This is a genomic window from Bacillus sp. ME78 (genome assembly GCF_903970865.1).
GTDB classification, from domain to species: domain Bacteria; phylum Bacillota; class Bacilli; order Bacillales; family Bacillaceae_G; genus Bacillus_A; species Bacillus_A cereus.
Genome location: NZ_CAJCKK010000013.1, coordinates 90093 through 107216 on the forward strand (window position 1 = coordinate 90093; position 17124 = coordinate 107216).

The window sequence follows — 17124 nt, forward strand, 5'->3', positions numbered from 1 at the left end:
TAGATTTATATATTATATAAAAATCTTAACCATTATACGCATTAAAAAATTCTCAAGAAAATATAGATCGGCGGGTATAGTATGAACATATTCAAAGGGTTTCTAATTTCATCAATTGCAATGACCACATTTGTAGGAACAGATCTAATCCTACAAAATGATAGTATTCATAATAAAGTTTACGCTGAATCTTATAATGTCACATACAAAGAAAGAGATTCACAGGAAGAAAGATTAATTGTAAAGTTTAAAAATCAAATTGATTTACCTTATGAAGATGGTATTGAAAAACGAATAAAAAATGGAGATTATGATAACAATTTAAAGAAGTTATTTTCCGAAAATACAGAACTTACTTTGAATCGTCTGTTCTCATCTGTAAATCCGATAGAGATTGAAAAGTTATCAGTACAATCTAAATCAGTTGCTAATGAATCAGCTAATAATTTATTAAATTATTATATTGTACAAGCCCCTAATAACATAGAAATAGAATTATTACTGAAAAAATTTGAAACATCTCCTCTCGTAGAGGAGGCTTATATACCAGAAAAACAAATTTTGACACCCCCTGAAATACAGTTATCAGATTTATCTGTTAATCCGTACGATGATCCTAGATTTAAAAATCAAGGATATCTTGAAGCGGCACCAAAGGGAATTAATGCCTCGCATGCTTGGAGCATTAAAGGTGGTGATGGGAAGGATACAACTTTTGTGGATATGGAATATGGATGGTTATTGAACCATGAGGATTTAGTCAATAAAAATATTAAGCTTATGTCGGGACAAAATATAAGCCAGCATAGAGCTCATGGTACTTCTGTATTAGGAATTGTTTCATCTGAAGATAATCAAATTGGAAATATTGGAATTGCACCAAAAGCAAATGTAAAAGTAATATCCCAGATTAGGGATAATGGAATTTATAATACAGCGGATGCTATTTTAAGTGCTGTACATAATTTACAAGCGGGAGATATTCTTTTATTAGAGGCACAAGCTTCGTATGATGGGTATGGGGATAAATATTTACCTGTAGAAGTACATCCAGATATTTTTGATGCAATTCGTGTTGGTGCAGATAAAGGGATTATTATTATAGAAGCTGGCGCAAATGGTTCAAACGACTTAGATAATTTTAAAGATCGTAATGGAAAAAAGATCTTAAATCGAAATAGTCCAGACTTCAAGGATTCAGGTGCTATTATGGTTGGGGCGGGATCATCAACTGTTCCACATAAACGTTTATGGTTTTCAAATTATGGAAGTCGATTAGATGTATATGGATGGGGAGAAAATGTTGATACAACATCAGCAAATTCAAGTCAAAATACTACAAATTTATATACATCAACATTTAGTGGAACATCAAGTGCTTCACCAATTATTGCTGGAGCAGCAACTTCGATTCAAGGTATTGCTAAAGAACATCGAGGTTCTCCTTATACACCAGCCGAATTAAGAAATATCTTAAGTAATCCGAATACAGGAACAAAATCTCAAGATCCGTGGAATGATAGAATAGGTGTTTTACCTGATCTAAAATCTATATTAGATAACTTAGGTTTTAATTCAGATATCCCGAACTCTTCTAGTATTTTAGAAGGAAACCAGTTTGCATGGTCACTAAAAGGAATTAGTGAATTTGAGTTTGCAAAAATTAATTTCAATAAGTCAACGGAAGAAATGCAAATCGACTTAAAATCAGGCGTACCGCATCATTATTTTAATGAAACGTATGCGAGTATTAAAGTACAAAGTGCAACAGGAAAAGTAGTATACAATAAAGACATTTATGGAAACAAACAACAAAATGCTGAATCGCAAAGAGTTCCAGTCAAAGTAGGAGACTATATTGAATTAACACATCTAGAAGGTATTCATAGAGCTACTTTAACAAATGTAGGTAATAGTAAACAAGAAAGCTTTGGAAAAAAAGCAATATACCAAGTTACAAAGGAAGGTCTGAAGAAAGCAGAAAAAATGCCCGAAGCTACAATTTTAGATGGAAATCAATTTGCATGGTCACTAAAAGGAATTAGTGATTTCGAGTTTGCAAAAGTTAATTTTAATAAGTCGACAGAAGAAATGCAAATCGACTTAAAAGCAGGCGTACCGCATCATTATTTTAATGAAACGTATGCGAGTATTAAAGTACAAAATGCAACAGGGAAAGTAGTATACAATAAAGAAATTTATGGAAACAAACAACAAAATGCTGAATCGCAAAAAGTTCCAGTTAAAGTAGGAGATTATATTGAGTTGACACACCTAGAAGGTGTGCATAGAGCTACTTTAATAAATGTAGACAGCAGTAAACAAGAAAGCTTTGGAAAAAAAGTCATGTACGAAGTTACAACAGAAGGCTTGAAGAAAGTAGAAGAAATGCCAGAAACAACGGTTTTAGATGGAAATCATTTTGGGTGGTCATTAAAAGGATATAGTGATAGAGAAATCGCAAAAGTTAATTATAATAGGACAACAGAGAAAATGCAGGTGAATTTAGAAGCAGGCGTACCACATTCTTACTTTAATAATACGTATGCAAGTATTACAGTAAAGAATTCGACCGGTAGTGTTGTGTATAATAAGGAAATAGTGGGAAATAGACAACAAACTGCTGAAATCCAAAAGGTGCCCGTAAAAGCGGGAGATTACATTGAGATTACCCATATAGAAGGGGAAGCAGTAAAGGAAAAGACACGCGCTACACTTATTAACCTTGAGAATAATAAACAAGAATATATAGGCAAAAAAAGAACCTATCAAGTTACTTCAACGGGATTAAACAAAATAGATTAACATGAAGAACCTTCTAATTATTAGTTAGATGCAAATAGTCGTTCATTATGAACGGCTATTTGGCTTTTATTTAAAGAAAAGTGAAATGAAAATACTCTCTCTTTTGTATATACTCTCCTTGCCATCAACTGCTACATTTGTTTATCAGGGGGAAAAAATTTTAAAAATGTGCTTGAGAATTGATACATGTTTAAGTGTTATAGATTTGAGAAAAAAGAAACAGAATAGTAAGGTATTTATTGATAAACCCTCTCTTTTATTACAATATTTTACAAATTTGATATGATGTATATGAGTTCTATGTATATTAAGGGAGGAATGGGAATGAAGAGGTTCATAACATGTGCAAGTGGTAATACAATCTCAAAAAAGTTAGTTTTAATGATGTTGCCGATGGTTTTAATGATATTGATGATTACACCATCGAATGATGTATCGGCAGCCAATCTATCAAAAGCAGGTTCACTAAAAGGCGTGAATTTATTTAATGGAAGTTGGACAGTTGCTATACAGGCAGCAAATTTACAATATGTTTCTGCTGAGCCTTTGGGAAATGTAATAGCAAATCGTAATGCAGTTAATGAATGGGAGAAATTTGAATTAATTCCGACGGGGGAATTATATACGTACGCTTTAAAAGCTAAAAGTAATGGGAAGTATGTTTCGTTTGAGCCAAATGGTAGAGTAGTAGCAGATCGTACATCAATTGGGGCATGGGAAAAATTTATCTTATATAATGGTGGGGATAATAGGATATATGTATTACAAGCACTAAGTAATGGTAGATATATATCAGCAAATGGTGGTAGAGAATTAACAGCTACTAGTTATGTAGCTGGAAGCTGGGAAAGATTTGTTATTGTATACTTCTAAACTTTGAAGTGTTATATATCTAAATGATAATGGCATGTTTAGTTGGTATAAATACCTAATACAATAAAGTTTTAAGCATGTAATACAAGTGTATATTAACGTGTAAAAGGGCTGCAAATAATTAGCAGTCCTTTTTGCATGTTAAATAAGGACTTACTGAGGTTATAATGAAAAGAAAAAGAACCCTATAGGGTTCTTTTTCAGGGCATATTAACAGTAAGGAGAATCATGAAATGCTACTTCAAATCTTTATTAGGGGAAAGATTTTGAATAAGATTAACATACGTCTATTTTCACATAAATGTAATATATAGTAAATTAATAATATTTATACTTACTATTACTAATATTCAATTAAGATAGTTAACACTATTTGTGTAGTGTTAATGAAGTGCATATTTAGAAAATTAATAATAGCCCCAAGTTGGTTAAATATGTCTAATATTATATTTTATTTGCTAAAAGAGCTTATAGTTATATCATTTCAAAAATTAATTAGCATTTAAACAATTTTAACTGAAATTGGATGTGTATTAAATAAAATAAACAAAGACCCTGTAATAAATACAGGGCCGGATACAGGGTTAAGGGAACGCATAGTTTCTTAAAATCATAATAGCATAGATTCTTTGTATAGCTACATGAGGATTTTGACAGAATTAAGAACAAGACAGAAAATCTGTAGGAAAGCAAATATAGTGCTGGAAATGTGATTTTAAATTAAGCTATAGGTATATTGAAATGGATGAAAACTCTTGAGTACCATGATTAAATTGACTTTAATTATGAGGTTTAGGTTAGAGGGATAATTGGATCTTACTGAAAAGAAAAAATGTTTTTTAGATTAAAAGAAGAAAAGACAACTTTTGGGTGTTTTTTCTTTAGGTAAACAGTTCACATATTGCTGAATTAGATACGAAACCATAATTCGACTACGAAGTAAATCCTAACATAATCTGAACAGAAAAAATATGTAATATTACATTTTTAGTTTTTAATTATTTTATTCAATATAGAGAAGCAACGTAAATAAAAGGGCATGCAGTAGTATCTGCAGCCCTTTTTAGGAGGAACTCAAGACACCATTAGGACACGTATTGGAAACAGGTTCAAAAATAGTATGTGTGAAAAGAAAAAGTCCTATACCAAAAGTAGACAGGACCTTATCTTTTTTACATTTTAAAAAATGAAATTCTGTCCTTTTGAAATCAGTACAGCACACACTTGGTTCGAAATGAAATTAGAAAAAGTATACATGAAAATGGCAGACAACTATTTTGTTGCCTGCCGGTGCCAGTGGGTTGAATGAGTTAGTCAATTCAATAAATTGTGCTATCCCATTACCAGAAGAGTGAAGCCGCTAGTTCAAACGGCTTAGATATAGTTTGCCTAACAAAGAAAAAATTATGAGTAGAGATTTTGTTTACTCTATATGAAAAGATAAATAGATATTCATCAGACAAGGATAATTTAGCATACCTTGAATATGGTGTAGGAACGAATTAAAGAAAAGGGTGAAATATTGGATAACTCGAAATGGATGCCTTTAAGTAATGTTGATGATGATGAGGAAATTTGGGCAGGAGCAAGAGTTAGGTTGTACAATGTTGATATGAATAGAGAAGACAAAGAAAATAATTTCTATGAATATATTATTTCTTATATCTACGACAACAATAACTACTTACAACTAACTAATTTAACAACAGGAAAAGCAGGTTATATTATTTGTGTCATTGAAAAAGAATTACCAAATAATTATGCTTTGGGCAGAACATTAAAGCAAAGAATAGGTTTAGAAAATACCTATTTTAGATTTGAATAATCAACAAATAAGGGAAGCACCAACTCTAAGGTGTCTTCCCTTATTTAATACAATATTAACAGAGCCTAAATAAAAAAGTGAGAAAAATGATAAACATTCTTCTCACTTTCATCAATTAGGGTGGCATATACATAAATATGCGTTTGGGTGGATTTTTGGATGAAAAATCCACATGCATAGTATAACAAACTACATAAGGTAGATTATATGTAATATTGCATATAGGGAAAGATTCTTCTATAGAACTAAAATACAGTTTATACTGAATTATTTATTTATTATAAAGTAATAATATATTATCGGATTTTATATCTATTACTTATGTATACGTGTTACAATGAATTTCTCCAATTTATTTTATTCTTTTATATAGAATTTATGGTTTAGTTATCTCTTACAACAAAATCGGCCGTAGTAAATGATTCATGAATAGTGTGATGCATTTAGAATGGTTCAAAGGCTGTTAAACATAATCATACAAAGAATAAATTTATGTAGTTATTTTTTAGAGAATTTATTATGGTAAAGACTTCATCCGATTTGAATAGCGCTAAATTAAAATTTATATCCAATCAAGGTCAAATAATATCTGTTAAATGAAGGTTATGTTTCATCCATTTTATTGGGAACAATTCGTAGTTTTAGAATTGCTGAATATGGAAAGATAACATATTCGAAAGGAGGATAGATAAAACGCTGCCTGTGAAATTTAAATCGTTAAATAAGGAAGTTGAGATGATAGGATTTAATAGGGGTTTCATTTCGAATGGTACTGTAAATATATGTAGAAAAAATAAAGGAGAAAAATTTAAATAAACTATATCAGTAGTAAAAGTGAAAGGGAGAAGTATCTAGTGTTTAATATAAAAGAAAGATTGGGACAAATAAAGCTTAAAACGAAGTTGTCTATGGCATTTATAGCAATATTAATTATACCAAGTCTAATCGTAGGAATATCATCTTATAATAAAGCAAAAACAGATCTTAATGAAACAATTTTACAATCAGCACAAGATAATATAAGTATTTTAGATAAGATTGTTGATGATGAATTAGAAAATAAGCAAACAGATGTCTCTCATTTTGCAAAGGTACTCACACAAGGGGATTATAATCCTGAACAATCGCAAAATGTACAGAGTAAATTTGATCAATATATACAGTTACATCCAGAGATAGAAACGATTTATACGGCATCCAGTAACAATCAATTTATTCATGCACCTGTTGGAAAAATACCAGAAGGGTTTAATCCGTTAGAAAGCAGTTGGTATAAGGATGCAGTAAAAGCAAATGGAGAGATTATTGTTTCATCTCCATATAAATCAAAGTCTACAGGAAATATGGTAATAGCAATTGCAAAGCAAAATGCAGATAAAAGTGGTGTCATTGGCGTAGATTTGAATATTAAAGATATAGTAAAAACATCCAAAATGATTAAAATTGGAAAGCAAGGATTTGTATCTATAGTCAGTCAAGATAAAACAATAGTTGTTCATCCATCACTAAAGCCAGGAGAGAAATTAGAGAAAACTTTAGCGGATGAACTGTACAAAAAAGAAGATGACGTAATTACTTATAGCCTTAACGGGGAAGATCGAAACATAAGCTTTAAGACAAACAAAAAAACAGGTTGGAAAATAGCTGGCGTAATGCCTACGAAAGAAATTGAAGAAGCTACCAATCCTATTTTTTATAAAACGCTCACTATAATAGGGGCTTCATTATTGTTAGGTGGAATTGTAATTTTATTCATACTTAGATCTATTATTAATCCACTAAGACAATTAGTTATTTCGGCCCAAAGAATTAGTCAGGGAGATTTAACCGAGAAAATAGATATTCGTTCAAAGGATGAACTTGGTCAATTAGGCGGTAGTTTCAATACAATGGCAGAGTCGTTACGTAATATTATTTCTCAAATTAATACATCTGCAGGACATGTAGCTGCGTCTTCTGAGGAACTAACTGCTAGTGTAGAACAAGCAAGCGTTGCGACGGAACAAATTACAAAAGAGATGGAAGAGATCTCGAATAGTGCAGAGGTTCAAAATAATGAAGTTGAGTCTGGAGCTGAATTAATTGGTGAGGTAACACGAAATATTCAATATGTAGCTGAGAATGCATCTGAAGTATCGGCTTCATCCATATACACAAAACAAAAAGCCAATGAAGGTGAACAATTAGTAGAACAAACTGTAACACAAATGCAGTCTATCCATCACTCTGTTTCTCAATCCGATAATGTAATAAAATTATTAGATAAGAAATCGCAACAAATTGGAAGTATATTAGAAGCGATTCAAAATATTGCGGAACAAACAAATTTATTAGCATTAAATGCAGCAATTGAAGCAGCTAGAGCAGGAGAACAGGGGCGAGGATTTGCAATTGTTGCCGATGAAGTTAGGAAGCTAGCAGAGCAATCATCCGATTCTTCGATGGAAATTGGAAGTTTAATTAAGGAAATACAAGCAGACGTACATGAGACTGTAAAAGCTATGAATGAAGTAGGAGTAGAAGTACAGTCGGGAATTAAGGTTGCGAATGATACAAAACAAAGTTTTTATGAGATTTCAAAATCTGCAAATGAAATTGTATCAAAAGTACATGGTATGGTAGAACTATCAAATAAAATGACAACTGATGCAATGAAAGTTGATACATCGATTGATCAAATAGCTATGGCTGTAAAAGAGAATTCTTCAAGTATGCAAACGATAGCTGGTTCATCTGAGGAACAACATGCTTCTATGGAAGAGATAAATTCTTCAGCAATACAATTAGCACAGATGGCGGAAGAACTTCAAGAGTTAATTGGTGGATTTAAGATTTAAGTTGAGATTCTAGGAGAGAATGCTAGAATCTTGTTACAGAGTGGAAATGAAAAATCTTATAACATAGTATATAAGTATAATACGTACTCTCTACACGTATTGAACAGGCAGGTAAGCCATTTAAAAACCCTCCATTTGGAGGGTTTTTAAATACATTTACATTAAATTTGTTGTGGTGCACCACCATCACTATATGAAGGAGTAGGATAATGTCCATGAGTAGCAAGCTGATCTGTTTTAGAAAACTGAAAAATTCCCACCGTTAATACCCCAATAAAAGCAATGCCTGATAATAATAAGCTAATTTTTTTCATTATTTTAACACTCCTTTTGCGATTGATTTTTGTCTTGCCTGATAACAAATATGGAAATAGTCACTTACCTTTTGGTAGTTCTCTAATTGTCTACATTTTGTGGCAAATAATTCAGCGTATTCGACAACATATTCCCATAATTCTTCTTCCTCAAAGTATAAGATTCCTTCTTGAATGATTTTTTCTAATTCTTCCAATGGAATATTTTCGTTTAATTTTTTTAAAATAGAGAAGTGGTGTGTGTATTCTTCGTTATGAATTTCTCTGCAAATTTGTAGTCCCTTATCAATGAGTTGACTGGCCGTTGATTGTTCTCCTAACTTATAATGTTCCTTAGCTTGTAGGAAGATGGCCTTGAAGTGTGTAGGGATTTTCTCTGTTACTTCTGAAAGGTGACGAATAGCTAAAGTAGACATACTTTGATCAGAATACAGCCACCCCATAGTATTTTTTACGTATAACAAGGAATCTTCTTCCCTATTTTTTTGTAGTAAATCAATTGCACAATGTAGATATTCTTCTGCTTGTTCGTACTGTTTTAAATAGATGCAGCAGCCACCTAGCAAACTATTACAAAAGGCTGTTTTTACTTCATAACCTTCATACTTTGAAAAGATTGCTCTCGATTTATTTGCGTATTCGATAGAAGCAAGCATGTTATAGGTATGGTGATAAAAAGTAGCAATTCTATAGTAGAATTCAGCGTGTTCAATTTCATCTGGTATGTCTACTAATATCTTTTCTGCCAGTTTATAATGTTCCTCTGCCTCAGTATAATTTGATATAAAAGTGGAATGAATGGATTTAAAAAAGTGATAATAGAAGCGTAGAAAATGGTCTGTAGGCATATCATAGTCACTAATAGCATCAAAGCTATTTTGTTGAATACCAAGGCTATCTGTTAAGACATTGTAACGGAATTCAAGTAGTGAGTAATATAGTAACAAATTTTGATCTTGATGTTCTTGATTTGGCTCAGTACTTAATTTGCTGATTTTTTCATCAATTTTCTTTTTTAGATTAGTAGCTTTTATAACTTGTTGAGATAGCATAGATCGATACCAGTCGTTCAATAGAGAGGTTAACTGCTCATTTCCTTTTACTGAGACACTCATAATATACGCCCCCATCTTATAGAAATATCCTAATCCAATTTAATTGTAACTATCATAGCAAAATAGAAGAAAAAATAGTATGATTTTACAACTTTTTCAAGAAAATTCAGAAAATAATCAATTATTGTCGAATGTACTTAGAATAAAACATCCAAAAATTATCAAAAGATGATATGAGTCTTTATACGTTCTATCAGGTGAACTAAGAAACTGTGATTGAAGATTTATGAAATTTCCTTTTCTTAAAACGGATCAATTACATATTACTTTTTAAATTGTTTATCAGATACTATAGTATGTATTACAAACAAATATATAAATCTTGCGTGTGTAAATAAGAAGAGAATAAAGAAAACAAAAAAAGAACTTGTAAGAATTCCTACAAGTCCTTATTTAGATAATGTAAAAAGGTGAAACAGAATACCTCATTATTTTTAATAGGGAAATTATCTTACTTATGGCTTGGTTTTATAGAAGATGTACTATATTGAAGATTTGTTCTTATTGTTGATTAAAGGGAAATTTAAGACTGGTAAGGGGAAAGTGCATAAAAGAGAAAGTCTCCTTTACTTATTCTAAAAAGATAATTCAAAAAGCTATTTGTGTATAGAATAAGCTATGCATAAATTCATCAACATTGGTGATGATAAATAAGAGAATCAATATATAAGCATAAACTTGTTAAAGCTCAGTGTAATTCTATAAATAGTAGATATAATTATCTAAAAAAACATTATTTACTTTTTGAGTAGGATAAGTAGAAGAAAATAGGAAGTTTTTCTTTGAAGAAAGCTCTTTTGATAGGGATAGATTTTTTATAACTAGAACAAATAAATTAATAATTGCATATACTGTATTGTCGTTAAAGAAAGACATTATTTTCTCAGAACAGGGGAATCACTAGAAAAATATGTGATTCCTTTATTCTTCAGTATAATGTCAATAGTTGATTTGAAGTAACCGAAGAAATAAAATCTTTATTAATGAACAATCACATAATTCTAGGTATAGTAGGTTTATAATTTAGACTATAAAAATTAATGTGTCTTTTATTATTTAACCAAGAAGACTCACTCCATAAGGAACTCACAGCAAGTATGAGCATGTGGGAGTAGTTCAAAGCATGCAATATTGTTTGATTTGGCTAATACATAGATTTATCATCTCAGAACTGGTGTAAGAATTATAACGTTTATACCACTCTATTGTATTTTCTATAGTTTGTTGTAGGGACCATTTTGGCTGCCAATCAAGATTGAATTTTGCTTTGCTAATGTCAAGGTTTAGTAAATTTGCTTCATGAAAATTTATTGGACCTATATTTTCTGCTGTCCAATCCCCGCAGCCCCAAATATCTAGTAAACGGGTCACTAATTTTTCTACTGAAACAATATTGCTTAGGGATGGCCCGAAGTTCCATGCCCCTGAATAAAGGATACCATTATTTATAATTTTTTCTGTAAGGAGTAAATACCCGCTTAAGGGTTCTAGTACATGTTGCCAGGGTCTAATAGCAGTAGGGTTTCTAATAATAATCTTTTTGTTTGATTCTAATGCTCGTATACAATCAGGAATAATTCTATCTATTGACCAATCACCACCACCAATTACATTACCAGCTCGAACGCTTGCAATTATTTTCTTGTGGTGAGAAAATTTTTCTTCTGAAAAGTAAGAATTACGATAGGAAGAAATTAAAAGTTCGCAGCATCCTTTACTTGAGCTATATATGTCATGGCCGCCCATAGGGTCAATTTCACGATAACCCCAAGGCCATTCTTTATTTTCATAGCACTTGTCACTTGTCACCATAATTCCTATTTTAGCTGATTCATGTAATCGAATTGCCTCTAGTACATTCATAGTTCCTACAACGTTTACCTCGTATGTTTCTCTAGGATATTCATATGAATACTTAACTAGAGGTTGGGCAGCTAAATGGAATACAATTTCAGGTTTATAATCTGTAAAAACCTTATTTAATTTATTAAAATCTCTAATGTCTCCACGAATATCAATTATATTATTTTGAAGGTTAGTAATGTTAAAGTTATCATTTTTATTTTTAGGATCTAATGAATATCCGATTACAGTAGCACCTAATTCATTCAACCATAGGGATAACCAAGAACCTTTAAAACCAGTATGTCCAGTAATTAAAATTGTTTTTCCGTAAAAAGCATTATTAAAGTTTTGGTTTAACAATTAGTCCACCTCCTTTAGTACCCTATTTTTAGGGAGTTAGGTATAAATGTTTATTATTTTTATACCAATTAACAGTTTTTATAATTCCTTCTTCAATACTAATTCTAGGTTCCCAGGAAAGAGAGTTTTTTATTTTTTGCACATCTGCTTCAGGAACCCATCTTTCATTTGTTCTAGAGGAAATTGCACCGTAATTTGGTCTGGAATTGGTTTTCAAATGTTTGAATAATAATTCTACATAATGTTTCAAGGGGTGAATAGTGCCGCTCCCAATATTAAAGATTTCATTTTGTACAGTAGTATTTTCTACTGCTAGGATACAGGCATCTATTACATTTTCTATATAACAATAATCTCTTAATTGATTACATAAAGTTAAATTTACATCTTTGTTTTGTAATACTCGCAAGATTATATAGCTAAAAATTTTATGCGGCTCTTCGCCTTCTCCGAATATGCCAAAAGGTCTTAATGTTATAAGATTAATATTGTTTTCGCTAGCAATTTGATGGGCGAGTATAGTAGCAGCAGCTTTGGTACTTCCATAGATATCCACAGGAGTTAGTAACATATTTTCATGAATAGGTTCCATCTTGTTACCGTATTCAGAACTACTCCCAAAATTGATGATTTTTTTACAATTCACCAATTTTGCTGCTTGAATAATGTTACAAGTCCCTATAACATTTGTTTCTATAGCATGGATGTAATCTGTATGGGCAGAATTTACACCATAGGCTGCCAGGTGAAAGATATAATCGGGATTAATTTTCTTTATTGCATCTTGTACTTGTTTTTTATCTCGTATATCTATTTCATAGGTTTCAATATATTTTAGAATATCCTTTAGTCTCCAAGAGTTTGATGGTGTTCTTATGAAAAGAACAATTTTTGCTTGTAAATTTAAAAGTCTTCGTGCCAAGTGAGAACCAATAAAACCGTATCCACCAGTAATAAGGAAAGTTTTATTTTTAAATGAAGCAATCATAATGATAATCTATCCTTTATTAAGATGTATTTTTAGTTGCTGAAATAAATAGATTTATTTTTAAATAAGGAAAGTATCAGTCTTAATTGTGATGATGGGAGGGGTATTTAAAATAATTTTTTATTGTTGTTGTATCAATTTGGTCAGCAAATAAAGAGGAGGGAGATTTTTGAAAAGTATTATGAAGGGTATGACATGTCTTGTTCAATTGTTCAATATAAGGAATGTATATATAATCTAAAACTGCTGGAGGTAATTCTAAAGTTTCTTGTTTCCATAAATCGAACTCGTTTGGATTAATAATTTGCATACTTCCAAAATGAAAAGCTATTAATTCATCTTGATCAATAAAAACTTTATTATCTGTTTTAGATATAGAACTGCTATTTAAAATGACATTCCAAGGTGCTGCATCAATACCTTTATGAGTCATGATTTTTATATTAGAAAAGATGTTAGGAATGTGATTTAAATATTTTTGGTCGCCCCATCTATTCATTTCAACATCATAATGATTATTACAATATTCTAGGCATTTATCTTTCCACCATGTTAAAATTTCTTTACTATTTTGATCGTTTTTGAAGCCTACTAAACCAGCTTGGTATATACCGTGTATGCTTTCAATTGCAGTAGAGCTTCTTTGAGGGCAAAGGAATACAGAGTATTTCCACCACTCATCAAGAATGATATTAGGTGCTGTAAAGAAATACATATCAGCATCACAATATATAATGTGATCAACTTCCGGATAAAGACTAAGGACATGTAGACATAGGGGCGCTTTTAATGTCCAACAATATTCTTGTAAACTTCTATCATTTTTTATACTGAGGAGTTCATGATTTTCAATTTCTTTTACTGGAATTAGTATGGCGTGCTTTAATTTTAATTTCTCTAATATTTGATAAGTTAAATCATCCATACAACAGATCCATACAGTAAATTTAGCGTTGAAATTTTCTAAGGAATAATAAGAGGTCAATCCTTGAATTAATCGTTCTTTACTTATAATCATGGAAAAGTTCATAAAATGATTGGATTGATTCATTTTTCTTCTTAATTGTGAATCTTTATATAAAGTTTGAGCTTTATTTATATCTTTTTTACTTAAAAATTGTTTAGTATCTTTATTGAATTTATCCTTTAATTGCTTTAAAACAAATTGAATTCTCTCTAAATACGGAGTGTAAATATGGTTTAATATATTATTGGGTATTGAAATTTCTCCCAAAGACCAAAGATCAAAATCATTTTCAGTAAAGATAGTAATACATGCAAAATGGTAAACAACTAGTTTGTCGTTTTCAATAAATACATCGTTTTTAGTCTTGTCAATTTTATAATCGTTATTATATATACAGTTCCAAGGCGCAGCATTTATACCTAAGTTATTTGAAATTTTTACTTTTGGAAAATATATAGGGATATAATCTAAATACTTTTGGTCTCCAAATTTCCCCTCCTCAGCCTCGGCACTGCACCAATCTATACATTTATTTTTCCACCATCTTACACTTTTTAGTCCATAGAGATCATTCTTAAATCCAATTAGACCGGCCTGATATTTTCCATACATTTTTTCTACCCAATCACGATCTCTTTGGGGGGTTAGGAAAATAGAATGGTCACCCCATTCCTCAAAAATAATATTAGGGTCAGAGAAAAAGCATAAATCACCATCACAATATAGAATAGATGGTAAATCATAATTGACCAATAAATATTCTATCAAGACAGATTTTAAAGTCCAACAATATTCATTTACTTTTCTTTTTCTCTTAATTGCTTTTAGTTCACGATCTTCTAATTCTTCAACTTGTAAAAGGTTTACATTAATTAAACTCATTTCTTTTAATAGTGAATATGCAAAAGGATCTATACAACAAATCCACAATGTGAATTTTTCTGAGTACTGCATTAGTGATTGCTGTAAAGCAATAATTTTCAAGACATACTCACTACCTACAATGACGCAGAAATGATTATTTAGATCATGTTGTTGATTATAGAATTGGGGATGTCTTTTTTGAGTATTTTTTTTGGAGAGATTTGAAGCTTTAATTCCTGTTGAAAGTGGGTTAACTATTTTCTCATTAGAGGGGATATACAATCGAGGTAAACTTATTTTTTTATCATTAGAGTTCAATGCTTATTCAGTCCTCTCCACTAAAATTTATTTGGATTCCAACTTTCATTTACAGTTTTTAAATCTTTAGGTGTATCGACACTAGCCCAAAAGTCATTGTGTTCATAGACTGCGAGCTCATTGTCTTTTATTAAATTTCGAAGAGGATCTTCTTCTAGAACACAATCATCATTATTACTTAAATAATCGAATATTTCTTTGTTAAATACAAAAAACCCGCCATTAATTACTTCATCGAGTAATGGTTTTTCTTTAAAATCAATAGCAATTCCATCTTCGACCGCCAATAGGCCGTATTGACTATTTTTTTTAATTCCAGTTAATGTAGCAATTTTTCCTTTTTCTTTATGGAATGCTACTAGTTGATCAATATCTATATTGGCTAATCCGTCACCATAAGTTAATAAAAAGGTTTCACCCTGTACAAAGGATTCAAGTTTTTTTAGTCTTGCCCCGGTCATTGTATCAATTCCTGTATCTATAAAGTGTATATTCCAATTTTCTAATTCCTGAAGTAGCGTATATTGACTGGTTTTAAAATTCAAACTAAAGTCATTCTCTTTCCAGCTAAAGTCCATAAAATATTCTTTAATTTTCTCACCTTTATATCCTAAGGGCAAAATGAAATCAGAATGTCCATATTTTCTATACCAATTCATTATATGCAAGAGGAGAGGCTTTCCTTGAACTCGAACTAATGGTTTGGGAATGTCCTCTAAAATTCCTTGCATCCGAAGCCCTTTTCCGCCACACAAAATTATGACTTTCATAGATTTATTTCCTTCCTCTCTATATATTTTACTAATTTAAACTATGTAGTTTGTTTGATAAATGTATACACGGTTGTACCATAATGACAATCAACTAAAAAATATATGTTAGATTTATAATTCAAATGCTGATTAAACGTAAAGAATACGCACTGTAGTTTATTCTCAATCTTATGTAAATTAGGTTATTTTAAAATCAATGCTTTCTTTTATTTAATACTAATGAAAGAAATTGCTTGTTTATAAGATAAAAGAAGGGGAGGGGAATCAAGGGAATTGAAGAAGCTTATAATGAAAAATCTAAGAAGGAAATTAACTATTTAAAGGAAAAGTGAACAAATATTGAATGGTAGATTTTACAAATTTAAAAAAGAGCACCGTATAAAGGTGCTCTAGTGATGGAATCAATTTTGTAAAGAACCATTTATTCAATAAAGAAGGACTTATGAATTATTATATGAACGGTTTATTAATTAAGTGTGTATCAATTAGTTGGCAATTTTATTTCTCTACACCTATTTTAATTTAATGGAAAAATTATGTTAAAAGTAAGAAGAAAAGTATTAAGTTAATGTTATTTTATTTAAAATATAATCCCAATCGGAATCATCACCTTCCCATCTATCCTGATAACGTGGGAGTTCAATTGAACAAACCCTTGATATTCCCCAATTTTGCTCAACGATATTAGATATATCCTCCTTAAAATTGACAATAAGAATATTAAAATCTTTATTTGTAATTTTGGATAATACGTTTTTCAATTCAATCGCTTCATCTCGATTTCCCCAAATCCTAATGAATAAAATCGATTCACTACTATTTATTTTTTCAAGGAATCGATTAATTCTAGTGTCTAATTTAGCTTTAAAAGAAGGATAAGTTGATTTCCAATCCTTTTCTGAGTCAATAGGAAAGTCATGCATTGAAAAACAATTATAATAAGTGTCCTTTATACAATAGGTAATTCGTTCTGCCCATTTAGTTTGATTATCAAATTCTGATTCAATAAGACCGTAACTTTCTGAACCTTCTATGACCATATTTTCCAACTTCATAAATTTTTCAAACCGACTTTGAAGTAATCTGTTTACATCTGAAAGTGATGGATAATAAAACCAATCTAAAGGTCCAGAAAATGTTCTTAAATGGTGCCTTTTGATTTGGTTAGTGACTTGACACAATCCTCCTAAACTTACAATTACGCTATAGGATTTTTGTATATCATCTAGGTTCATCCTCA

At 30.7% G+C, this 17124-nt stretch carries 11 protein-coding genes; 4 read left to right on the forward strand and 7 right to left on the reverse strand.

The window, feature by feature from the left end; all coding sequences use genetic code 11:
* The first annotated feature begins 81 nt into the window (after positions 1 to 81).
* From H6481_RS16010 to H6481_RS16025, 4 genes are all read left to right on the forward strand, one after another.
* Positions 82 to 2805 carry a putative mucin/carbohydrate-binding domain-containing protein gene (locus H6481_RS16010; protein ID WP_182812322.1) on the forward strand — a complete coding sequence of 908 codons (2724 nt, stop codon included), beginning with the start codon at positions 82 to 84 and terminating at the stop codon, positions 2803 to 2805.
* A 324-nt stretch (positions 2806 to 3129) separates the two neighbouring features.
* Complete coding sequence (locus H6481_RS16015) at positions 3130 to 3678, forward strand: hypothetical protein (protein WP_000819406.1); 549 nt, start codon at positions 3130 to 3132, stop codon at positions 3676 to 3678.
* Between the two features lie 1540 nt (positions 3679 to 5218).
* On the forward strand, positions 5219 to 5503 hold the full coding sequence (locus tag H6481_RS16020; protein ID WP_043924817.1) for a hypothetical protein: 285 nt from the start codon (positions 5219 to 5221) through the stop codon (positions 5501 to 5503).
* Between the two features lie 854 nt (positions 5504 to 6357).
* Positions 6358 to 8340, forward strand: coding sequence for a methyl-accepting chemotaxis protein (locus H6481_RS16025; protein WP_065229164.1), 1983 nt, complete (start codon positions 6358 to 6360; stop codon positions 8338 to 8340).
* A 161-nt stretch (positions 8341 to 8501) separates the two neighbouring features.
* On the opposite strand, the gene H6481_RS16030 is transcribed toward H6481_RS16025, so the two are convergent.
* From H6481_RS16030 to H6481_RS16060, 7 genes are all read right to left on the reverse strand, one after another.
* Entirely contained in the window at positions 8502 to 8654 is a 153-nt protein-coding gene (locus H6481_RS16030) for a hypothetical protein (RefSeq protein WP_078994435.1), read from the reverse strand.
* Complete coding sequence (locus H6481_RS16035; protein ID WP_098377498.1) at positions 8654 to 9769, reverse strand: tetratricopeptide repeat protein; 1116 nt, start codon at positions 9767 to 9769, stop codon at positions 8654 to 8656. The genes H6481_RS16030 and H6481_RS16035 overlap by 1 nt, the downstream gene beginning before the upstream one ends.
* Positions 9770 to 10885: 1116 nt before the next feature.
* Entirely contained in the window at positions 10886 to 11974 is a 1089-nt protein-coding gene (gene rfbG, locus H6481_RS16040) for a CDP-glucose 4,6-dehydratase (protein WP_023522666.1), read from the reverse strand.
* A 28-nt stretch (positions 11975 to 12002) separates the two neighbouring features.
* Positions 12003 to 12962 carry an NAD(P)-dependent oxidoreductase gene (locus tag H6481_RS16045; RefSeq protein WP_023522665.1) on the reverse strand — a complete coding sequence of 320 codons (960 nt, stop codon included), beginning with the start codon at positions 12960 to 12962 and terminating at the stop codon, positions 12003 to 12005.
* A gap of 82 nt (positions 12963 to 13044) precedes the next feature.
* Positions 13045 to 15111 (reverse strand): hypothetical protein, encoded by a 2067-nt coding sequence (locus tag H6481_RS16050; RefSeq protein ID WP_023522664.1) that lies wholly within the window; start codon positions 15109 to 15111, stop codon positions 13045 to 13047.
* Positions 15112 to 15131: 20 nt separating this feature from the next.
* Complete coding sequence (locus tag H6481_RS16055) at positions 15132 to 15881, reverse strand: sugar phosphate nucleotidyltransferase (RefSeq protein ID WP_023522663.1); 750 nt, start codon at positions 15879 to 15881, stop codon at positions 15132 to 15134.
* A gap of 563 nt (positions 15882 to 16444) precedes the next feature.
* A complete protein-coding gene (locus H6481_RS16060; RefSeq protein WP_098277264.1) occupies positions 16445 to 17119 on the reverse strand; it encodes a papain-like cysteine peptidase in 675 nt (224 codons plus the stop codon).
* Positions 17120 to 17124 lie beyond the last annotated feature (5 nt).